Annotated in this window: 17 protein-coding genes; 11 read left to right on the top strand and 6 right to left on the bottom strand. The window is 48.6% G+C overall.

What is annotated here, in order from left to right; translation table 11 throughout:
- Positions 1-567: 567 nt before the first annotated feature.
- Positions 568-1,797: an MFS transporter gene (locus tag MKY73_RS01100; RefSeq protein WP_339305252.1), complete on the bottom strand. Its 1,230-nt coding sequence runs from the start codon at positions 1,795-1,797 to the stop codon at positions 568-570.
- A gap of 125 nt (positions 1,798-1,922) precedes the next feature.
- On the opposite strand from MKY73_RS01100, the gene MKY73_RS01105 reads away from it, so the two are divergent.
- Positions 1,923-2,552 (top strand): molybdenum cofactor guanylyltransferase, encoded by a 630-nt coding sequence (locus MKY73_RS01105; protein ID WP_339305254.1) that lies wholly within the window; start codon positions 1,923-1,925, stop codon positions 2,550-2,552.
- On the opposite strand, the gene MKY73_RS01110 is transcribed toward MKY73_RS01105, so the two are convergent.
- Positions 2,522-3,493: an AraC family transcriptional regulator gene (locus MKY73_RS01110; RefSeq protein WP_339305256.1), complete on the bottom strand. Its 972-nt coding sequence runs from the start codon at positions 3,491-3,493 to the stop codon at positions 2,522-2,524. The genes MKY73_RS01105 and MKY73_RS01110 overlap by 31 nt on opposite strands.
- Positions 3,494-3,741: 248 nt before the next feature.
- Between MKY73_RS01110 and MKY73_RS01115 the strand changes: the two genes are divergently transcribed.
- From MKY73_RS01115 to MKY73_RS01140, 6 genes are all read left to right on the top strand, one after another.
- Positions 3,742-5,745, top strand: coding sequence for a beta-galactosidase (locus MKY73_RS01115; RefSeq protein ID WP_339305257.1), 2,004 nt, complete (start codon positions 3,742-3,744; stop codon positions 5,743-5,745).
- A gap of 290 nt (positions 5,746-6,035) precedes the next feature.
- Complete coding sequence (locus tag MKY73_RS01120; protein WP_339305259.1) at positions 6,036-7,826, top strand: sensor histidine kinase; 1,791 nt, start codon at positions 6,036-6,038, stop codon at positions 7,824-7,826.
- Positions 7,823-8,932, top strand: coding sequence for a response regulator (locus tag MKY73_RS01125; RefSeq protein ID WP_339305260.1), 1,110 nt, complete (start codon positions 7,823-7,825; stop codon positions 8,930-8,932). Before MKY73_RS01120 ends, MKY73_RS01125 begins: the two co-directional genes overlap by 4 nt.
- Before the next feature lie 147 nt (positions 8,933-9,079).
- A complete protein-coding gene (locus tag MKY73_RS01130; protein WP_339305261.1) occupies positions 9,080-10,360 on the top strand; it encodes an extracellular solute-binding protein in 1,281 nt (426 codons plus the stop codon).
- Between the two features lie 98 nt (positions 10,361-10,458).
- On the top strand, positions 10,459-11,343 hold the full coding sequence (locus tag MKY73_RS01135) for a sugar ABC transporter permease (RefSeq protein ID WP_124116573.1): 885 nt from the start codon (positions 10,459-10,461) through the stop codon (positions 11,341-11,343).
- Positions 11,340-12,167: a carbohydrate ABC transporter permease gene (locus MKY73_RS01140; protein WP_062836914.1), complete on the top strand. Its 828-nt coding sequence runs from the start codon at positions 11,340-11,342 to the stop codon at positions 12,165-12,167. Before MKY73_RS01135 ends, MKY73_RS01140 begins: the two co-directional genes overlap by 4 nt.
- 168 nt (positions 12,168-12,335) lie before the next feature.
- On the opposite strand, the gene MKY73_RS01145 is transcribed toward MKY73_RS01140, so the two are convergent.
- Entirely contained in the window at positions 12,336-13,829 is a 1,494-nt protein-coding gene (locus MKY73_RS01145) for a PLP-dependent aminotransferase family protein (protein WP_339305263.1), read from the bottom strand.
- 135 nt (positions 13,830-13,964) lie between these two features.
- Between MKY73_RS01145 and MKY73_RS01150 the strand changes: the two genes are divergently transcribed.
- On the top strand, positions 13,965-14,573 hold the full coding sequence (locus MKY73_RS01150) for a LysE/ArgO family amino acid transporter (RefSeq protein WP_339305265.1): 609 nt from the start codon (positions 13,965-13,967) through the stop codon (positions 14,571-14,573).
- Positions 14,574-14,780: 207 nt separating this feature from the next.
- On the opposite strand, the gene MKY73_RS01155 is transcribed toward MKY73_RS01150, so the two are convergent.
- The 3 genes from MKY73_RS01155 to MKY73_RS01165 all read right to left on the bottom strand — a co-directional run bounded on the left by MKY73_RS01155 (position 14,781) and on the right by MKY73_RS01165 (position 19,360).
- Positions 14,781-15,617, bottom strand: coding sequence for a methyl-accepting chemotaxis protein (locus tag MKY73_RS01155; protein ID WP_301290204.1), 837 nt, complete (start codon positions 15,615-15,617; stop codon positions 14,781-14,783).
- Between the two features lie 212 nt (positions 15,618-15,829).
- On the bottom strand, positions 15,830-16,831 hold the full coding sequence (gene moaA / locus MKY73_RS01160) for a GTP 3',8-cyclase MoaA (protein WP_192134940.1): 1,002 nt from the start codon (positions 16,829-16,831) through the stop codon (positions 15,830-15,832).
- Between the two features lie 303 nt (positions 16,832-17,134).
- Positions 17,135-19,360: a methyl-accepting chemotaxis protein gene (locus MKY73_RS01165; RefSeq protein ID WP_339305266.1), complete on the bottom strand. Its 2,226-nt coding sequence runs from the start codon at positions 19,358-19,360 to the stop codon at positions 17,135-17,137.
- A gap of 522 nt (positions 19,361-19,882) precedes the next feature.
- Between MKY73_RS01165 and MKY73_RS01170 the strand changes: the two genes are divergently transcribed.
- The 3 genes from MKY73_RS01170 to MKY73_RS01180 are packed head-to-tail and all read left to right on the top strand — an operon-like array spanning position 19,883 to position 22,435.
- Positions 19,883-20,707 carry an ABC transporter ATP-binding protein gene (locus MKY73_RS01170; RefSeq protein WP_339305267.1) on the top strand — a complete coding sequence of 275 codons (825 nt, stop codon included), beginning with the start codon at positions 19,883-19,885 and terminating at the stop codon, positions 20,705-20,707.
- A complete protein-coding gene (locus tag MKY73_RS01175; RefSeq protein WP_339305268.1) occupies positions 20,688-21,500 on the top strand; it encodes an ABC transporter permease subunit in 813 nt (270 codons plus the stop codon). Before MKY73_RS01170 ends, MKY73_RS01175 begins: the two co-directional genes overlap by 20 nt.
- The gene (locus MKY73_RS01180; RefSeq protein WP_339305269.1) at positions 21,497-22,435 is read left to right on the top strand and encodes an ABC transporter permease; all 939 of its coding nucleotides are present in this window, start codon (positions 21,497-21,499) and stop codon (positions 22,433-22,435) included. Before MKY73_RS01175 ends, MKY73_RS01180 begins: the two co-directional genes overlap by 4 nt.
- Positions 22,436-22,459 lie beyond the last annotated feature (24 nt).

The raw sequence follows: 22,459 nt of genomic DNA on the forward strand, positions 1-22,459 counted from the left end.
CGAAGGATGCCCTTTATTGTTTTTCTGGATCTAGCCAGGTCCAGTTTTAGACGTAGTAATAAAATTTTGCATGAACATGAACATGAGCTGAAGCATACATGTGCGCATGTGAAAAAAATCTAACGAACCGAGGACATGCTATTTAAGTGTATTTCGGCATTCCAGCAACGTAACGAATCGTAGACACCTTATTTCCTCGTTTATCCTGACTTTTCGAGATTTTTAGTGTCTTTTATGCGATATAAGGTGGCTGAGATTCCTTAGCTTTTGAATTACCTAGAATTGCTGCAAATAAGGAGTCTAAGGTTCGTTAGGTGCAACAAACCTTAGACTCCTTTCTCTTACTACTACTATCCATAATCTTTTGTTTGAATGTTGGAACGTTAATTTACACGATAACGGAGAGGACAGAAGAAAGCTGGAGAAGCGGAGCGGTCGCCTTTATCCCCGGATTTTACCCTTTGAAAAGGGAATCAAAAAAATCCGGGGATAACAGTGATCGAAAGATTCTTCTGTCATCGTAGTGCTCTAGTGTAACTCTATCTCTCAACTTTTTCTAACAAAAGATTATCTCTCCTCATCCATATTGCCCATCTCCGTCAACACAACCGGCTGATAGCCGTTACGTCGATTCGATAACCACATGATGCTAAATCCAACAGCGCCAATGAGCGAGAAGAATACACCAATGCTATACATGATTTCCGCACCGAAGCTTTGGAACAACCAGCCACCGAACAGACCCGCAATAACGCCCGAGAGACCGCCCCAGGCCATCGTATACACCGCTTGACCGGAGGAACGATAAGGTCTTGGAATGAACAGCATGGTCAGCTGTGTGCCCACATAGAAGTACCCACCGAACGTAATGGAGTGCATCAGCTGAATGAATACAATCTCCATCGGGTTGTTAGCCAGTGCCATGAGCTGCCAGCGCAGTGCAAACAGCAGACTGATCAGGATGAGAGAGGCCAGGAGCATGCTCATTTTGCGTTTGAGCAAGCGGTCGAGCAGCAGGAATACACCGACTTCGAGAATGGATGAGGTGAAGATGGCCCAGCCGACCATCTGTTTGTCGCCACCCATCTCTACAATATATAAGGACATAAATGTACTGTTCATGGCATTGGGTACCGAGACCAGTACACCAAGACCGATAAATGTCATAAAATACGGATTGAACATGACTTTGCCAAACCGCCGAAAAGTCACCACGGGTGTATCGGAAGCAATAGGCTGTCTGGGCAGGAACACGGATAACACGAAGGCGACAGTAATCATGCACGCAAAGATAATCGATACACTGCCGATACCAAAACGGTCAATGAGCGGGCCGGCTGCAACGGCAGTCAGTGCCCAACCGAGTGAACCCCAGAGCCGGAATGATCCAAACTTCTGGGTTGTGCCATCGATATATCCGAGAATCAGGCTATTGGTTTGAGCAAATAATGGGCTTTGAAAAAAATAAAAAAAGATCATGGCTACATAGATCCATGTATAACTTGGCGCATAGAATACACCTTGGGCGAGCACAAATGTGCCTCCCATCATAATCATCAGAATGATACGAATGTTGCGAGATTTATCGCTCCAGAATCCCCAGAACGGGTTGGCGAACAAGGATACAAAGGGTCCAATCGCCATCAGACTGCCAATCTCCAGTTTGGTCATGCCAATCTCTTGCAGATACAGCTGCAGGAATCCCGCGAAGATGGAGATGGCTCCATATATGAAAAAGTTATATAGTTTCAGAGAAACCAATGAGGGATTGCCTCTTGAAGGTACAGGTCTGTCCAATTAAGCCATTCCTTTCAAATGCATATTGTTCAATGTATCATTTGTTGAAAGGGGATTCAATCTATAGAAAATGTTGATCCATTGATAGAACAAGCTCACATCGTTACAGGAGGGAGCAAGACATCATGAACACAAGGGAATGGACAGGCATCATATTGGCAGGAGGTTTATCCAGCCGCATGGGGACCAACAAGGCCATGCTGGAACTGAACGGTTCCGTTGTACTGCAACATGTCACAAATGCCATGAGACCCGCAGTATCCCGTATCATCGTGGCTGCCGGACCCAATGTGACAACCTACGGTGCAATGGGCTACGACTGCGTCCAGGATCACTATCCGGGGAAGGGACCACTCTCGGGTCTTCACGCGGCCTTGGAGGCTTCCGATACAGACTGGAATCTGGTATGCGCCTGTGACATGCCGCTTCTGAAAACGTCTTTTTTTGATGGACTAAAAAAACTGGTCGAATCGCATAACTCTTATTCTGCTATCGTTCCACGCGTGGATGGACATGTCCACCCTCTTGCAGGGGCTTACCACAAGCGAGTGCTCCCTGCTCTGGAGCAGCGTCTGAACCAGGATCATCTTCGAGTTATGCGATGGCTTGAAGAGATCGGTTGCCGCTATGTGGAATTGGAAGAGCTTGAGAGCGCAGGTGTCCATCAAGTAGCGATGCAAATGAGTAATATGAATACGCCGGAAGAGTATGAGCGTATACGCAATCAAGATTCCGGACATGAATCAGATCTATAGGATACAGGATCAGCTGATTCATCTGCATGATGGTTGCGGTATTGAAGCGGGCTCTGGCCTGTCCAACGTTTGAATTGTCTGCTGAAATGGGACAGATGGGTATAGCCGAGCTTCCACGCAATTTCCCCGAGCGACAGCTCAGGCTGCTCGATCAGTACCTTGGCCTCCTGCAACTTCAAGCTGGACAGGTAAGCCCTGGGTGATCGCCCGTACACCTTGCGAAAGACCTGTAGACCATATCCCGGGCTGATGCCAAACGAGGATATAATCTGCTCTACTTTGACCGTGGATACACTGCTTTCCTTGGTTCGAAGCTGGGCATGGAATGCCTGCTTGATTGCCTCCGCTATAGCTCCCGCATAATGCATGGCTGTTGGAGCTGGTGCATGTGAAGCAGCAACGGAAGTTGTGGATTCCGTTTCATTGTCAGCGGCTTGGGACAACAGGGCGAACAGTTCAAACATGCGGGCCTGCATGATCATTTTGTCCGTGGACGTGTAGGCTTCGGATACGTTAATCATGCCCATCCAACTCTCCAGCACAACGCGCATTTTCCGATTAACGGCCGTACCTGCTGCATAGATTTGGCTATGCTGTGACATTAGCTTCAGGGTAAAGACCGGATCATCCACATTAAAGTGAGCGCTAAAATAAGTCATGCCTTCCGTTGATACACATTGATTCGTATGTTTGAACCCGGGAGGAATGAGAAGAATGGAACCTTCCTCCACGGTATAGGTATAACCATGAATCACACTCTCCTGAGTACCTTGGATGATCAACATAATTTCAAAACCCGGATGTGATTCCTCCGGCATCGCCCATCCATGGGGTACTTGTTGGCTGTGCGCACCATAGAATTTGATGTTGGAGTCGATAATAGGCAGCCAGTGGGCCAGCGTATGGTGAGGCATTTCTCGGAGCTGTGATCGGATATCCATAACATTCACCTCGGAAAAGGGTAAAAATAACTCGCCTTATACAATCGGCACCCTTAGTATACTTCATTATAATCAGTTTAACGCGAGCATGGATAATCCATGGAACATATCAGCGTTTGAAGAGGTTACTGAACAATCCAAGTTCTTCAACCGATAATAATGTAAACGCTACCATTATGGCTTGGAATATGTCAACTCTTGCACACGTCAAGATCATTATATTTCCCACTTAAAAAGGAGATTAAATCATGGACAAATTATTATATGGTGTGGCCTACTATGATGAATATATGCCTTACGAAAGATTGGACAAGGACATTCAGATGATGAAGGATGCAGGGATCAACGTGGTCCGCATTGCAGAATCAACCTGGAGCACCCATGAACCGCAGAATGGCGTATTTGACTTCTCTTCCGTAGACCGTGTGCTGGACGCCATGCATGAAGCGGGGATTCAGGTCATCGTTGGAACACCAACATATGCTGTTCCAACGTGGATGGTCAAGGAACATCCGGACGTGCTGGCTACCACCGCACAGGGACCTGGTAAATATGGTGCAAGACAGATCATGGATATTACACACCCAACCTATCTATTCTATGCCGAGCGGATCATCCGTAAGTTGATATCAAGGGTAAGCACACATCCAGCAGTCATCGGTTATCAGACGGATAACGAGACGAAACATTACAATACGGCCGGAGATAATGTACAATTGCAATTCGTCAAATATATGCGGAACAAGTTCAGCTCTCTGAATGAGCTTAACAAGGAATTTGGTCTCGATTACTGGAGCAATCGGATCAATAGCTGGGAGGACTTCCCGTCCGTGGTAGGAACGATTAATGGCAGTCTGGGCGCTGAATTTGCCAAGTTCCAGCGGCAGCTGGTAACCAACTTTTTGGCTTGGCAAGTGGGGATCGTGAATGAATACAAACAGGAAGGACAGTTTGTTACCCAGAACTTTGACTTCGATTGGCGTGGATATTCCTACGGCATTCAAGGGGATGTGGATCATTTTGCCGCATCGCAACCTTTTGACATCACCAGTGTGGATATCTACCATCCTTCCCAGGATGATCTGACAGGCATTGAGATTTCATTCGGCGGGGATGTGGCTCGTTCCACCAAACAATCCAATTATCTGGTACTGGAGACCGAAGCGCAGGCATTCTGGCATTGGGTTCCCTATCCGGGACAACTTCGGTTGCAGGCATTCAGTCATCTGGCATCCGGAGCGAACATGGTCGCCTACTGGCACTGGCATTCGTTGCATAATTCGTTCGAGACGTATTGGAAAGGATTGCTCAGTCATGACTTTGAACCGAATCCGGTGTACAACGAAGCGAAGACCATTGGCAGGGATTTTGCCCGTCTGAGTCCAAAGCTCGTGAATTTGAAGAAAAAGAATCGGGTGGCTGTGCTGTTCAGCAATGAGGCGCTGACATCAATCAAGTGGTTTGGGTTTAACTTCACCAGTGACAAGAATTATAATGATGTGGTGCGCTGGATGTACGATGAATTATATAAAATGAATATTGGCTGTGACCTGATCGACCCGTCTGTTGAGAATTATGCGGGATATGATGTGCTCGTTGTACCTGCTCTGTATGCTGCATCGGATGCGTTGCTGGAAAAATTGAATCAATTCGTAGAGGATGGCGGACATATCGTCTACTCGTTCAAGAGCGGCTTTGCAAATGAGCATATCAAGGTACGCTCTAGCCGCCAGCCTGGCCTAATCAGTGATGCATGCGGAATCAGCTATAACCTTTTTGTAGAGCCAAAACATGTTTCGCTGCGGGATGATCCATTTGGGGTTGGTGAAGAGCAGAATCAGATCCACACCTGGATGGAATTAATTACACCGACAACGGCTGAAGTACTCGCTTGGTATGATCATCCACATTGGGGTGAATATGCGGCAATTACCCAGAATGCCTATGGAAAAGGCAAAGCAACCTATGTCGGCTGTTACACCAGTTCTGCTGTGATCCGTAAGGTACTGGAGCGTGTCATGAAGGAAGCGGGTGTATGGAGAGCTGAGCAGGAACTGGCTTTTCCAATCATTGTGAAGACAGGTGTGAACGATCAGGGAAGTACGATTCGCTACTATTTCAATTATGCGGATGAGGCAACATCCTTCATGAATGCCTATGGGGAAGGAACCGAACTTCTGGAAGGAATTCCGATTGCTGCGGGAGAGAAGATCGAACTTGAACCATGGGGCATACGGATTATCGAACAATAATAGGAAATAATAGAGTAGGCAAGGGATGTTGAACTATAAATTTGCACAAAAACGGAGATGACAGAAATAACCTAACGAAGCGAAGCGTGCGCCTTTATCCCCGGATTTTCCCTTTTCAAAAAGGGAATCAGAAAAAATCTGGGGATAACAGCGATCGAAGGTTGTTCTGTCATTGAAGTGTTCGTGTAAATAGCATTAGTTGTAACATTGCCAAACGAATATCAAGACCAAAGCGCCCTCGGCTTCCATGCTGGGGCGTTTGTCTATTTTAGCTCAGGAGTGGATGCGCTGTGTTTACTGAATGTTATCGGAAGCTGACAGATCCTTTCAAACGCAGCATTCGTAATAAATTGATTCTTACCATGACGCTGCTGGCTGTTCTACCCGTCATTGCCATGACCGCTATGGCAGCTGAGAATACCCGCTCTTCCATGGAAGAGGAGATTATGGAGACCAACCGGGCCAATATGAATTGGGCCTCCATCTATCTGGGTGAACAGTTCGCTCGCATGAACAATATTATCTATTCGATTCAGATCAGTGACGAATTGCATCAGTATCTGGCGTTGAATCAGGAAGCGCCGGCAGCCAGCCGATTCGACGAACAGAAGGCCATGTTCAATATGCTGAACAGTGTATATTATTCCGCTGGCAATTATGTGTTTGGCGTTGAGCTGTATCTGAAGGAACTGGACACCCTGTTCACCTTCAACTCCATGGATTCTCGCATCAAATCGGTATCGGAAATACCGGAAGGGTATCATGAGCTTTTTGCACAACATAAAGATTTTACAATTATCAATGATCCGGACGATCCGCAAAAGTTTCACATGACTCGCAGCATGAATCGCTTCGAGGATCAGGCACAGATCGGCGCGATCAGTCTGGAGGTCAAGTGGGCTGAGTTCAATCAGACCCTGGAGCTGCTGGATAGCAGGGGGGATTATGCAGTATACATCGCCGATAGTGCGGGCAGCCCGGTCTATCAGCCGAATCAAGACATCCAGCCGTCCGCTGAAGCATTGGAACAATTGGCAGGCGCCAAAGAAAGTTCCGGTTTCATCCGTACAGCCAAGGAATACGTATTCTATCATTCCATCGACCCGTCAGGACTGCGTGTGATCAAAATTGTACCTGCCCATGTGATTAACGAGAGTGCCTTGGAAACGATGAAATACGGACTGGTTGTAGGTGGCCTGGCAACCGTCATTTCTGTGGGAATAGCTGCGCTCGTGGCCTGGCGTACATCGAAGCCCATTGTCAGACTGGCGAATTCCATGAAGGGTATCCAGTTAATCAAGGACAGAGAAGTGGTACGAAGCGGCCGGGTGGATGAAATTGGTCTGTTAGAGAAAAATCTGCATGGCATGTCAAACCGTATCCGGGAACACATTCGGGACAACTACCTGATGAATCTGGAGAAGCAGACGGCGGAGCTCAAAGCACTGCAATCCCAGATCCATCCGCATTTCCTGCAAAATACGTTGCAGATGATTGGCGGCATGGTCTACTCGCAAAAACCGGCAGACAGTTATAAAGTCATTCGAGCCTTGAGCGAGATGTTTCGTTATATTGTGCGAGCGCCGGATGGACTTGTCCCTTTACAGTCTGAACTCGATCAGTTGGAACATTATATGCTCATTCAGAAGCAGCGTTTTGGCGGCAAGCTTGAATATACACTGGAGATTACCGGAGAACTTCGGGAGTGTTATATTCCCAAGTTGTCTTTGCAACCCATTGTGGAGAATGCATTTTTGCATGGTCTGGAGAAGAAACCGGGGGAGTGGAAGCTGTGCATTGAGGTCGTCTGTGAACCTAAAGAGGTAACGATTCGAATTCGTGATAACGGTGTGGGGATGGATGCTGAGAAACTAACGGAGATGCAGTCCAGACTGGAGCGGCTTACCCGGCAGGCAGATCGGGTGTGGAGTTCAGGTACAAGTATTGGACTGGTCAATGCGGCCTCACGAATTATAATGCATTTTGGACCTGAATATGGGATGAGCGTGGAAAGTGAATACGGACAGGGGACGAGCGTTACGGTACGAATCCCCTGCAATACAGGAGGCGAAGCCTTGTGAACGAGGAACTGTACAGAGTGCTGCTGGTGGACGATGAACCGTGGAACCGGGATATTTTACGCAACCTGGGAGATTGGAATGAACTCGGCATGACCGTTGCAGGTGAGGCAGAAGACGGTGAGCAGGCCATACAACTGGTCAAGCAACATCAGCCTCACATTATCATTACGGACATGCGCATGCCCGGCACAGACGGTGTGGAGCTGCTACAGACGCTGAGCGGACAGTACCCACAGATCAAGGTGATCGTGGTGAGCGGGTATGATGACTTCAATTATGCCAAACATGCGATCCGCCATCGGGCTGCGGATTATCTGCTCAAACCGGTGAATCCGGATGAACTGAATGGTGTACTAGCCAAATGTGCCAAAGAATTGGAAAAGGTTCAATCTGCGCCGGAATCATGGGAAGCGTATCCGCCTTCCTTTGCTGGTGATTTTTCTTTGTTTCAACAGCAGGCTCGTTTGCGGTTTAATGACCTGAACATTCAAAGTCTGCGGGAATGGTTCCAGCAACTGCAGCAGAAGCTGGAACGAAGCGAGATTAACAGACCCCGGCAGCTTGGACGAGTAGCCTATGAACTACAGGCTTTGCTGGATGAACTCTGTGTCTCCAATGGATTGTACGAGCGGGGTGAAGCAACGGTGTTACCTCCTTCAACAGCGCTGGCTTCCATAGAATCCACAATTGCCTGGATATCCGCCCCATACTACCAGGCTCTGGAGCAACTCATTGCGCAGCGCAAATTCAAGAACAAGCTGAACCTGGAGGAAGTGAAGCAATACATGGAGCAGCACTGTATGGAGATGATTACACTGGAGCAGCTCGCCCAGATCTTTTTTGTCAGCAAGGAATACCTTAGCAAGGTATTCAAGAAAGAGTATGAGGTGAATGTGACCGATTATGTCGTCCAGTTACGCATGACACGAGCGAAGGAATGGGTGATGGATGATCAGATTCCGTTCAAACATATTGCCGAGATGGCGGGGTATGAGGATGTGTCCTACTTCTATCGGGTATTCAAGAAACATTTTGGAGTTTCACCGGGGGAGATGCGCAAGGGACTATCGCGTATGTCAGGCAATTCAGGCAGTGGCACGCAATGAGCCGTTCAAGAAAGTCCTTTGGGCTGGATTAAGGTTTAAAATAATCCAATACACAAGTCTAATTTTGTCCAATGAAGCGCTTTCATTTTCTGATATATAATGAGCCTATGAAAGACAAACCAGTCACACACCGGGAGGTCATAAGAGATGAAAGTATGGAAAAGCGTAGCAAGTGCGGTACTGGTCAGTGTTCTGCTCGCAGGTTGCGGTTCCAATGCAGGAACGGACAATGGGCAGGAAGAATCGGCATCAGGCAGCACGGTGTCCCTCAAAGTATTCGTTGCACAACCTCGGCTGAAAGAACACTACGATAAATATATAGAACAGTTCAAAGTCAAGGAGAAAGCAGAGAAAAACATTGAGGTGAACGTGCAACTGGAGATGCCGCCAGCAGACAATGCACCTCAGATTCTGAAGACACGTCTTGCCTCCAATGATGCACCGGATGTGTTCGCCCTGCATGCAGTCAATGAGATTCCACCGTTCAGCAAAGCTGGTTATCTGGAAGATCTGTCGGATCAACCTTTTGTCGACAAATTACTGGATTCGGTGAAACCTTCCGTAACCAATGCGGAGGGCAAAGTCGTAGCTGTACCATTGGAAACGTTATCATGGGGCTATCTGTACAACAAGGATATCTTCGAAGAGCAAGGGCTGGAAGTACCAACAACGTTAACAGAAATGAAGGCGGTCGTGGAGAAACTGAAAGCAGCCAACATCACACCGTTTGAACTGTCCTACAAAGAATCCTGGATTCCGCAATTATTCCTGCCACTCACTGTGGGGGCTTTAACACAGTCGGAGCACAAAGACTTCATCGACAATATGAATCAGGATCAAGGCTCCTTCTCGGATATGAAAGCATTGTTCGATGTCTTCGATCTGGTCAATGCGAATGGAACGGACAAAGCGCTGGAAGTCGGCGGAGATGATGGTTCAGCAGCCTTCGCTTCAGGAAGCGCAGCGATGTGGATTCAGGGACCATGGTTTGCCGAGACAATTCTGAAATCCAACCCGGACCTGAACTTTGGTGTGGCACCGATGCCGATCAATGATAACCCGGATGATACTAAAATCAATCTGAGCACGTCCACTTCACTGGCAGTATCGTCATCCAGCAAGAATAAAGAAGTGGCACTCGATTTCGTGAACTACATTCTCGATGACAAGGATTCAAGTGCCTTCTATGAAGCACTCAAGTTTAATCCGGTTGCCAAGATCCATGACTTCAAGAGCTTCCCATGGGTAGACGATGCCCTGAAATATGTGAATGAAGGCAAAGCCTATCAGGACCCTTCTATCCCTCAAGCAGTTAAAGATGAATCAGGCAAAGCGTTACAAGGCTACTACTCCGGGCAATTAAATCAACAGCAGGTTATCGATGCGCTCGACAAAGCGTGGAAATCCTACAACAAAGTCAACAAGTAAGGAGCTGCGAGGCCCAAGCAGATGAAACGGCTGGCAGAACGTTCTTCGTTCCCCCGTTTACAATCGATTATCCGCTTCGAGTGAAAAGGGGAGAACCTATGGCTACGAATGTGTTCAAGAAGTATCTGTCACTGCTCGCGTTCACTGCGCCTGCCTTTGTCATCTATGCGATTTTCCTGCTGTATCCCACGTTTAGTGGCATGTTCTATAGTCTGACGGATTGGAACGGACTTAATCGGGATTACAGCTTTATCGGTCTGGGCAACTTCGTGGAATTGTTCAAAGAAGATCCGGACTTTCTGAACTCCCTGTGGTTCACGATGAAATATGTAATATTTATGCTCATTCTGCAAAATGGAATTGCCTTGCTGCTCGCCGTGTTGATCGAATCACGGACGCGCAGCAAAGGGCTGTTCCGGACCTTGTTCTTCATGCCTAACATGATCAGTACGATCATTAGTGCCTTCATGTGGACATTCATCTTCTCTCAGGTGCTGCCACAGCTCGCACAGAAACTGGCCATTTCGTTCCTGGACCAGCAATGGCTGGGAGATCCGAAGTTTTCATTTTACTCCATTCTGATCGTATCGCTCTGGAACGGTGTGGGGTATATGATGATCATCTATCTGGCCGCACTTCAAGGTGTGCCAAAAAGTCTCAAGGAAGCGGCGGTTATTGATGGAGCCAATGCATTCCAGGTACTGCGCAATGTAGTGTTGCCAATGATTACTCATGCCGTGACCATCTGTTTCTTCCTGACGCTGAACGGAGCATTTAAAGTGTTCGAAGTGGTCTATGGACTGACGGGTGGTGGACCGGGCCGGGCGACGCAGGTTATCACGATGAACATCTATGAAGAAGCGTTCTCCAATAACTTCAGGTACGGCTATGCGAGTGCCAAATCGGTTGTGCTGTTCATCATCGTACTCATCTTCACACTCATCCAGATCACCGTCATGAAGAAGAAAGAGGTGGAAGCATGAGGATGCAACGACTGAACAGTTATCTGATTCGCCTGCTGCTGATCTTGGGATCTCTCGTGGCCATGCTGCCGATCTACATGGCGGTAGTGAACTCTTTTAAAACACAAGGAGAGATGTTCCAATCCTTTATCGCACTGCCGACGACGCTGCACTGGGAGAATTATTCGGACGCATTTAACAAAATCAATCTGTTGGGCAGTTCGATGAACTCGGCGATTGTATCCTTTCTGGGGATCGGTGGTATCGTCTTCTGTGCCTCATTGGCTGGATACAAGCTGTCACGTACCTCTGGTCGACTGAGCAATCTGATCTTCTTCCTGTTTGTGGCATCCATGCTGGTGCCGTTCCATTCGATCATGATTCCGCTGACACGGGTAGCCAAAGGCATGGGTGTACAGGGAAGCACGTACGGATTGGCCTTAATCTATATCGGGCTTGGTGTGAACATGGCCATCTTCCTCTATCACGGGTTTGTGAAGTCCATTCCGCGGGAATTGGAGGAATCGGCTCAGATTGATGGATGTAACGAGTTCCAGACATTCTTCCAGATTATCTTCCCGCTCTTGCTTCCCATCACAGTCACCATCGCGATTCTGGACTTCCTGTGGATCTGGAATGACTTCTTGTTGCCACTGCTCATGTTGACTGATGTGAATCGGTATACGCTGATTCTGTCCACGAACATGTTGTTTGGCGAATATAACAAGGAATGGCCTTTGATTCTGTCATCCTTGGTTCTGACTGCGATTCCGGTTATTCTGATCTATGCTTTCTTCCAGAAGTTCATCATGGAGGGCATTGCAGAGGGTGCTGTAAAAGGGTAAGCGATAGCAGAATGATACGATGGAATCCCGGAGCGCCGCTGGTATCGACCCGCTTTTGGTATTCGACCAAATTTATGAAACCTACGCGAATAGCCTTGACCTAAAGGACATGCTCCTTTCAGGTCAAGGCTATTTTTTGGTTGTGAAGTATGGAATCCGTATTTGAAGTCATGAGCCAGAATTCACGAGCTTGTGGACAGCTTCTACGAGGCATTGTAGTCCACGCTCCATCTCATCAGGGGAAGCATAAGCGTAAGACAGCCGAATGTGACTCGGATCCAGCCGGTCATATAGGTAGCCCGGGTGGATAAGCACATCCTGCTCCAGACAGGTATGGAATAATTGGCGGATGGATAGAGGGGACACAGTGAATTGCAGCCAGATATAAAAGCCGCCAGCGGGTATGTTCCATTTCGCCATGCCGTGAAAGTGACGTTGCAACAGATCCAGCATGAAGTCTCTGCGTCTGCGTAGCTCAGGGCGAAGGCACTCCATGTGTTCTGCATGGTGCCCTTCGGCAAACCACAGGGCAGCGGCTTCCTGCGCGAGTGAACTGGTACCGTAGTCGGTCTGCATCTTGATATCCGCGAGCCGGCGTATGACCGGCTCTGGCCCAACCAGCCATCCGAGGCGCAAGCCGGGACTGACTGCCTTCGACAAGGTGCCCATATGCAGCACCCGTCCTTCCTGGTCACGTGCCTTCAGTGATGGCGGAGGTGGGTTGTCCAGCCACAGATCACTGTAGGCCGCATCCTCCAGAATGGAGATGCCTAATGTTCGAGCGGTGGCCATCAGTTCATCCCGGCGGGGATCACTCATCACAGAGCCCGTGGGATTGTGAAAGCTCGGGATCGTATAGAGAAGCGAGATGTGGTCTTGATCTTTGACATGCTGCGAGGCATCCTCCAGGCGTGCAATGTGCAGTCCTTCATCGTCCATCGGGATCCCGCTCATCTTCAATCCTGCCGATTGAAAGGCATGAATGGAATAGAGGTACGACGGTTTTTCCAGCAGCACCGCTGATCCGCGAGGGAGCAGTCCAACCGAGATCAAGTGCAGTGCCTGAAGAGACCCGGATACGATCAGTATGGAATCTGGAGAGGCCTGAATGCCCGTTGTCTGCAAATGGACGGATATGGCTTTACGAAGCTCCAGGCTTCCCTGAGGTTCCAGGTAGTTCAGTGTGCGAGAACGTTGGGACAGGTCATACAGGATGTCGTTAAAAGCATCCTGAGGCATCAGCTCCGGGGCAAGCTCTCCTGTACCAAGACGTATGATGCCAGGCCGAAATTCTGCCTGATTAATCTGCTGGATCTCAGGCAGGTTGGGATAGTACCATCCCTCCTCAATGGCTTCATTCCAGTTGGGCATCGCTCTGTGAGCCATGCCATGCCAACCGGAGCCGGAAATATAAGTTCCCCCGCCATGTCTGCCTTCAAGCAGACCCGCGGCGGCCAGATTATCAAGGGCAGTGACCAATGTACTGCGGTTTACCCCCATGGACTCAGCCCATATTCGCTGTGAGGGGAGACGGTATCCTGCGGACCATTCACCTGTTGTGATTTTCTGGCGGATATAGCCTTCAATCTGGCGATATAAGGGCAAGTCTAGAGAAGGATTCGGCTTCCATCCCATGTTTAGTCGAGAATCAGAACGTTCCATGACAGGCAGAATCACCTCTGTTTGTCTTTTTAACCAACACTATAACATTTGGTTGGGTCTGATGCCATCCAAGTGGTTGGTTACGTCAGTCATTATCTGCCCTACGATGGAATACAGAGATAAGGGGGAAGAACGATGGAGGTTGTTATTCACGCAGTGATTCTGGCGTTTGGGCTGATTTTGCCACTGGGTGTGCAGAATGTATTTATTTTTAACCAGGGCATGAGCCAGAGACGTTATATACATGCGCTGCCTGCTGTAATAACCGCAGGGGTCAGTGATACGTTGTTGATCGGGGCAGCCGTTGGAGGAGTGTCGCTTATTCTGTTGCAATGGCCAGTGCTGGCGAATGTGTTATATGCAGCAGGAAGTTTGTTTTTGCTGTATATGGCATGGAGTATCTGGAGGTCATCCGAATCTGTGCAAGGTTCGCAGACGGTCATGTCAGCGGGACGACAGATTGTGTTCGCTACATCCGTATCTCTACTCAATCCCCATGCGCTGCTGGATACAGTTGCCGTGATTGGCACCAGTTCACTTCAGTATGAGGGCGTGGAGCGCATTTATTTTGCCCTGACAGCCGCAGTTGTATCTTGGATATGGTTTCTGGGACTTGCAGGTGCGGGTAGGGTGATTGGGAGAACGGATCGTACTGGACGCATCAGTCTGATGTTTAATCGATTGTCCGCTGTGGTCATGGTCGGGCTGGCCGTTATGATGCTGTGGAAACTCATCTATGCATAGAAGGATGATGTGGCTTATTTTGTTTGGAATTAGAAAACTCCCCGTGACGTTAATCACATGGGGAGTTTTATGTAGGTGCTGAGTTTGGTTATCAATAGATGCCTGCTGACCTGGTTATTGATATGAAACATGCAGTGCTTGATAACGCTTCGGTGTTGCGTCTTTTATATATGGTTAATCATTTAAGTAAGGGTCATCGTTTCGAATTTATTCTGCCTTCAGCAGCATGGATTCAATAAACACTTTCAGGTCACGGCTTACGCTATTCAACTGATCAATGACCTCGCTGAACTCGGTTACCATCACAGCCTGTTGGTTGCTAGACTGTGAGATGGAAGTGATCTCCTGCTCCATTTGCTGGATGGAATGCTGGACATCCTTCAAGGAACGTTCGATATTTACCGTGGCTTCTTTGGTACCTGTAGAAAGTTTGCGCACTTCAGATGCAACGACGCTGAATCCGGCACCGGCTTCGCCTGCTCGGGCTGCTTCGATAGCCGCGTTCAGACCGAGTAGATTGGTCTGCTCTGAGATTTCACGAATGAATGCGGCGACTTTGTTAACCTCGCCTGAGTTCTGCACTGCCATACGCGTATTGTCCAAAATCTGTGTAGATGAGGCCGTCAATTGTTCGGATTGAGCGGCTACCGTCTGTACCATATCCGTCAGTCTGCCGCTGATCCCGCCGATTAATTCAGTGAAATACTCCAGTTTCTCCTCATTCTGAAGAGAGAAACCAATGGCAAGTGTGCCCACAATATTTCCTTGTTCATCCCGAAGTGGGGTGGCCGCCGAGTTGATTGATGTGCCATAGAATTTTGCATCAATTCGGTTCGCTGAAGTTTCCCCATGTATAAGTGCCCGGCGGAGTGTAGGGTCATCGAGAGAAACGGGGTCTCCGGCCTTGATGCCCAGATCGAGTTCGTTGCTGGGAACATAATACCAGAACTTCTCCGTATCAGTTACTGCAATCATGATATCGTGTTCTTTGAGCATAATTTTAAAATACGGACTCGCTGCAACGAGTGCTTCAACAATGTTCAATAAGGTTCAGCTCCTATAGTGTATGTGTGCATATTATCTAGATGTATTTATATACATCGTCAGAATTATCGCAATCTTGAAGACCCAACAAGGGCAATAACATATATTAATTAAATTTTTAATAAATGAAACAGGAGAATGGATCATTTTCAGAAATTTATGAAAACATGACAAAAAAGCAGGCGAGAACAATCAAGTTCTCCTCTGCTTTATTATCCGCCAATCTGGGACATGCGTCGTACAGTCGGCGTATGAGATTGCATTTTTTGTTCCAAAGCCAGAGCCATTTCATGATTCTTCGGTTTCGTACCCAGCGCTTTGAGGAAGAGTGCCGCCATGGCATCCGGATCATCCACGAAACGGCGAACATTATACTCATCCGACCAGTACAGACAGGCTTTGATATGTCCGTCAGCGGTCAACCGAAGTCGGTTGCAATTATCACAGAAGTGATCGCTCACGGGATGAATCAATCCGAATGTGCCTTCGGAGCCCACAATTTTCATATTGCGTGATGGGCCATTGCCCGCAGGGCCTGTTGTATTTTCTACCGTCCAGCCTGCTTCAGCGCATACATCTGTCACGGCTTCCAGCGGCAAATAAGATTTGCGCCATGAATCCGAAGCGTGTCCAATCGGCATATATTCAATAAAACGCACATGAAGAGGTTGATCCATCGTCATTGCAATGAAATCCTTGATCTCATCATCGTTGATACCCTTCATCAGCACGACATTTAGCTTAATCGGAGCAAGGCCAGCGGCAGTTGCAGCTTCAATACCTTTCAGTACCTTGTTCACATCCCCGCCCCGGGTAATCATGGAGAAACGATCAGCGCGTAGGGAATCCAGACTGATGTTAATCCGGTTCAATCCAGCGTCCTTCAATGCTTGAGCTTGCTTATCCAGTAGAAGAGCGTTGGTCGTCAGTGCAATATCGTCAATACCGTCAATCGCTGAGATCATGCCGACGAGCTTATGCAGATCCTTGCGCACCAGCGGTTCGCCCCCGGTGAGCCGAACTTTACGCATGCCCATCGGAGCGAGCACCTTCAGTACCTGTGCGATCTCTTCGTAGCTCATAATCTCATCATGTGGAGCAAACTCCATGCCCTCCGCAGGCATGCAATACACACAGCGTAAATTACAGCGGTCCGTAACAGAAATACGGATGTAGTCATGTATTCGGCCAAATGAATCCTGAAGCAATTCCATGCAGACCACCCTTTCATCGGTTCAGATTGGAAATCTTCTAGAGGTTGTTCAAAAAGCCCGCTTTTGATTACGGAGGATGCCTACAGGCATCATCAGCATCGAATATGGAATTCAGCCGAAATCTCCGTTGCTCACGTAGCTCCATCTACGCTCCGCTACTCCATTTCTAGCTTCATCCCATCTTCTTGGTACTGAAAACCGGTCTTTTTGAACACGCACTTCTATTATAAATGATACGACAATTTCAAAAGGAACAGTTGCATCAAATTCTAGCTATTTCTCCAATCCGCGTCAACGATAACGTCAGATGACAGCATTTTTGGCGGGGTGATTCAGATGGAATTGCCCCACGAGTTGTTGCAGGAAGACGGTAATAGCTTCCACATTATGCGAAGAATGCTGAACCTGTAACATATCACGAATCAGCTCCATCATCTCGGCTTCTACCTCAGCGGAAGTCGCCCGATTTTGATGGCTGATTGCAGCGATATTTTCCATCAGCATGACCACTTGATCTACGACTTGTGTGCGCTCAGGTTCTTCAGCGGTAGCATTTTTCAGAAGTTGCGAAGCGGCCTGAACAAGTGTCGTTCCTTCAGCAAGTACCTGATCACCCTCAGTGATTAATTGGGACGCAGCTCCTGCTGCTGTTGAGATTCGGTCCAGAATCTGATGAATATTTTCAGTAGAAGAACGGGATAAATCAGCCAGCTTACGAATTTCCCCTGCCACGACCGAGAAGCCCTGGCCATGTTCGCCCACGCGTGCAGCTTCAATGGTAGCATTCAGAGCCAGCAGATTGGTCTGAGCTGAAATTTCGTCAATGACAGCCAGTGCGCGGTAAATCTCTTTCATCGTATCCATAAAGGACAAGATCGTACGGTTGGTATCGGATACCGCTCCCGAGATTTGTGTCATTTTATCACCGATTCGTTCCACTTCCTGCTGGGCCACGCCGATCTGTTCGGTTGCAGAGGTCTCCAGTTGTTGCAGCGTTATGCGCATGTGATCGGCAGCAATTCTGGCCTGATCCAGATCTTCCAGTTGGGTGCGAATGGCCTGAATCATCGAACCAAGCTTGTGGTTCACACGCTCAGTCGTGCCCTGGGTTGTCTCTGTTGAAGTTCGCATCTGATACTGGTTGTCCATAACGTCTACGGTGGCAAGTTGTACCTTCAGCATAATGCCTTCCAGAGAGTCAATCATGTTGTTGATCCACTTCGCCAGTTCACCCGATTCGTCTTGGGCAAAAGAAGACGTGTCCAGGCGCTGGGTCAGATCCCCCCTGCCTTCCGCATTAATTCGAATAAAACGGCTGATGCGCCGCAAGTCTTCATGAACCCGTCGATATTGGCTGCGATGCAGCTGTAATGCAGTGAAAAATCCGAATAAAATATTAAAAGCCGCCATTGCTGCTGCACTCCACCCACTACCAGTGAGGGCATAGACGAGCGCGGCTCCTGCAACACCTGACAAGATTGTGAAGAAACTGTGCTGTTTGAACTGGCGCCAGCCGATGCTTCGTATCCGATACACTTCCTCCAGATCCCCTTCACACATCATGCCCCAGCGATCGGGACAGTGAGGTAGCTGGAAGGTGATCCCTTTACCGATCACAGAAATATGGCGATAATCCGAATAGCCGGGAAAGGCAACAAACAGATTGGAACCATTCTGAATGGTGTTAGCTACACCGGGGTGCAGTTCTCCGGTCGACGGATCAGTGAACATGAGTTCCAGCTCGGTATGTTCCTTAACGGAAACAATACCCCAATCGGTGGTGACACCATCTTTCAGATTTTCCCCATGCGTAAACGTACGGTCTTCGAAGCGACTTCGGGATAAGGCGGTGCCGGGTTGCAGATGGGGCCGTAATATCGACTCAGCCATAAAGAGATAGTTGTCACCCGAATCGGGATAGATGTGGCCTGATTCCCGTTGAATCAGGTCACCGAGGACATCCCCGGGAACACGGCTGCATAATGAACCAACATATCGACCTTCCTGTAGAATGGGGTTGATAAACAGCAAGGTAACATCATCGTGAAAAGCGGACGAGCGTGGACCAATATCCAGCGTCAGTGGATCGGAATAAGGCCCATACAAGCATTTTCTGCCATGACGATCTGCCCTGGAGTATTTCAATCCTGGTCCAATCAATGCTTCGTGATCTTCATACTTCTGTCCAACGTGTTTCTTATATGTAGAGAATACCACCTGATTCTGTTCGTTCAGCATGAATAGCTCCGTACTGTCAACGGCTCGATTATAACTGGATTGAAACCATGCATCTAGTTTGCTTCGTTGCTGTGAACCTTGTAATACATCCTGTAATTGGACCGACTGTAACTGTTGGAGCAATCGATCCAGGTGGTTCCATTGTTCATCTGCCCAGTCCATCATAAGCTGCCGTCTCGTTTCGGCAATTCCCTCAAAAATCTGTTCCACATCTTCCTTCATATGTGCGTTCAACCGATACGATCGCCACAGCGGCAATCCTTTTCTCCATCCCAGCCAATCAAACATCATGACCACCCCGATTTCTGGATTTGAAAGCTTCGTTCTACTGATCTTTGGATAGACCTATATATGTGGTTTTCAAAGTGATATATGACAAAGGAAGCCAGCCTGCGTGGGGATTGATCCGGAATAGTGATACCGCCTTCATTATTCAGGAGCTTTGACTCACGTGGAGGTGGAAGTCCTTGTACGTCTATTCAATCTTTATACAAGAAAATGACCAAGAATACGAGGGCATATGTCATATTTTCCGAATATTTATTCAATAAATACAAATGATCGTGCGTTTGTTGTTAAGTGAAATGTATGTTAGCAGTATACAAAGAAAACTCACATGGATATATCTGAGAATACATCTCATTTTACATTGTGTAACATGAACAGGCCCATACTCAATACACACTGTATAATGTAATCCCCGCCCGAAGCGATATAGTATTATCTAACAAGCAAACCTGTTACGTTCGTGTATATAAACCTCCCATTCAGCCTTGTGTGCAATGAAAATAACTTCCACAAAGGAGAATGCCCATGTCCTCCGCACCCTCAGCTACAGTCCCTGAAGCCTGCCATATTGATGTAGATCATGTGTCCGTTGTTTTTGGCACAGGTACACAACAAGTCACTGCTTTGTCGGATGTTACATTCCGGATCCAGTCCAATGAGTTTGTCTCGCTGCTTGGCCCTTCCGGCTGTGGCAAGTCTACCTTGCTCCGGTTAGTGGGTGATCTGCTTCAGCCCACCTCAGGCACCGTTCGCATTGCAGGTCAGGAGCCTGAGCGGGCTCGACTACAGAGACAGTTCGGTATCGTCTTCCAGACACCCGCCTTGTTCGATTGGCGCACCGTTCGTCACAATGTGGAATTGCCTTTGGAACTGCTCGGCACCCGCCGGAAGGAGTGTCGCCGCATTAGCAGTGAACTGCTTGAAATGGTAGGACTAACCCGCTTCGCCGACCATTATCCGTGGCAGCTCAGTGGAGGCATGCAGCAACGTGTATCCATTGCACGTGCCCTTGCGCTTGATCCGCCACTGCTGCTGATGGATGAACCATTCTCCGCCTTGGATGAATTCACGAAAGAAAAGCTTCAATTGGAGCTGCTTGAGATCAAGCGCTCAACAGGCAAGACCTTCCTCTTTGTCACACACAGCATCCCTGAAGCCGTATTTCTGTCCGACCGAATCATTGTACTCTCGGCACATCCAGGGCAAGTGCATTCCATTCATTCGGTTAATCTGCCTTCTGAACGCCATAGCGAACTGAGAGAAACGGATGCTTTCTACCACATGATCACAACCATTCGCAATTGCTTCTACGAGGAGCGTGATGAATCTCATGTCCCTGCGGTTCTTTAAACCAGGATATCGATCCTGGGTCGTCATCTGGATTATGGCCGTATTGGTGCTGTGGGAGGGAATCGCCTGGATGCTCCAACTATTACTGTCACCCCAGCAGGCGGCGTCTCGCCTTCCTTATCTGCATGATGTGCTTGCAGCCTTGTTTCGTTACTCAGGTACGCTGGCAGAGCAGGGGGCGGTCACGTTTGGCAATGCGGCCATTGGTTTTGCAGGGGGAACGCTGCTGGGCCTGGGTCTGGCTCTACTCATGAGCGGGGCTGTATGGCTGGAGCGCACGTTATCGCCATATGTAGTCTCCTCACAGATGGTTCCGGTTATTGGTCTCGCACCAATTGTGTACGGCATCATTCACAACGCGGAATGGGCCCGAATGGTTATGGCGGCGTACGTAACTTTCTTCCCGATCATCATCCATACGTTGAAAGGATTAAAAAGTGCAGCGCCAGAGCATCTGGAACTGATGCGTTCCTGTGGAGCTTCATTGACTGCACGATATATCAAATGTCTGCTGCCCTCAGCACTGCCGGGATTATTTTCAGGTATGAAAATAGCCGCTCCGCTGGCGGTGACCTCCTCTATCGTTGTGGAATTGATGGGTGCCCCTGACGGACTCGGTGTCCTGATGGTTAGTTCGTTATATTACGGCCATGCCCAAGTGGGCATGTTCTGGGCCACCATCATGCTTAGCATTGGCATTGGGTTGATCTCGTATCTGGTCATCAGTCTGGCCGAACGTTGGCTAACCCCCTGGCAGCCTGAATTCAGGACCAAAGGAGGCGATGCCACATGAGTGAAGGTAGGGTAATGCAGCGGAAACGTGATGAAGGTGTGGCAATTGCTGCTGCAACCGGAACTGCTACGCCCCTCGCAGGTTCACAGATGACATCTGCTCCGGGATCGGAAATTCATGGACAACAGGGACAAGCCGAAAAGGCCAGCTCGGGCACTGGCGTTCGCGGGCACTCGATTGTACTGAGCATGCTTCCTTGGGGTGCAGGTGTGATGTTTCTCGCTCTCTGGCAGCTCAGGTTGTTTCACTGGATATTCTCGCTGGAAAGCTACCAACTTCCTGTACCTTCCGCGATTGCGACATCCATTCAGGAAAATGCCAATATGCTCTTTCGTTATGCGATGTACAGCGGAACCGAAATGCTGGGAGGTTTCTTGCTCGGCTCACTGCTCGGCGCTCTGGCAGCAGCAGGTGCATCGTTCTTTCCAACAAGCGGCAAGGCGGCGGTTACGGTTCTGTCGGCACTGAACGCTGTTCCGATCGTGGCTCTTGCCCCGATTATGAACAATTGGTTCGGTGACGGGATCTGGTCGCGTATTGCAGTCATCACCGTCATTACGATGGCGGCTATGGCGGTCAGCCTGTTTAAGGGACTGACCTCCATTCAGCCGCAGTATAGTGATCTGCTGAGTGGCCTCGCCGCAAGCAGGATGCAGTTTTTTTGGAAGCTGAGACTGCCTCATGCCATACCTTCCCTCTTTGCGGGTCTGAAGATTAACATGTCGACGAGTATTATCGGGGCCATTGTGGGTGAATTTTTCATCGCCTCCCAGGGGCTGGGGTACTTGCTCTCGGATCAGATTCGATTGGCGAACATGCCCTTGGCCTGGTCCTGCATTGTCATCGCTGCCGCGCTCGGTATTGTGTTGTATGAAGCGGTTGTCCTGGCAGAAAAGCGACTCATTCCGTGGAATCGTGCACGCACAGATCCATAACGTACATCAGGATAGCAACCATAG

Origin of the sequence: Paenibacillus sp. FSL R5-0519 (genome assembly GCF_037974275.1) — a bacterium.
Classification (GTDB): domain Bacteria; phylum Bacillota; class Bacilli; order Paenibacillales; family Paenibacillaceae; genus Paenibacillus.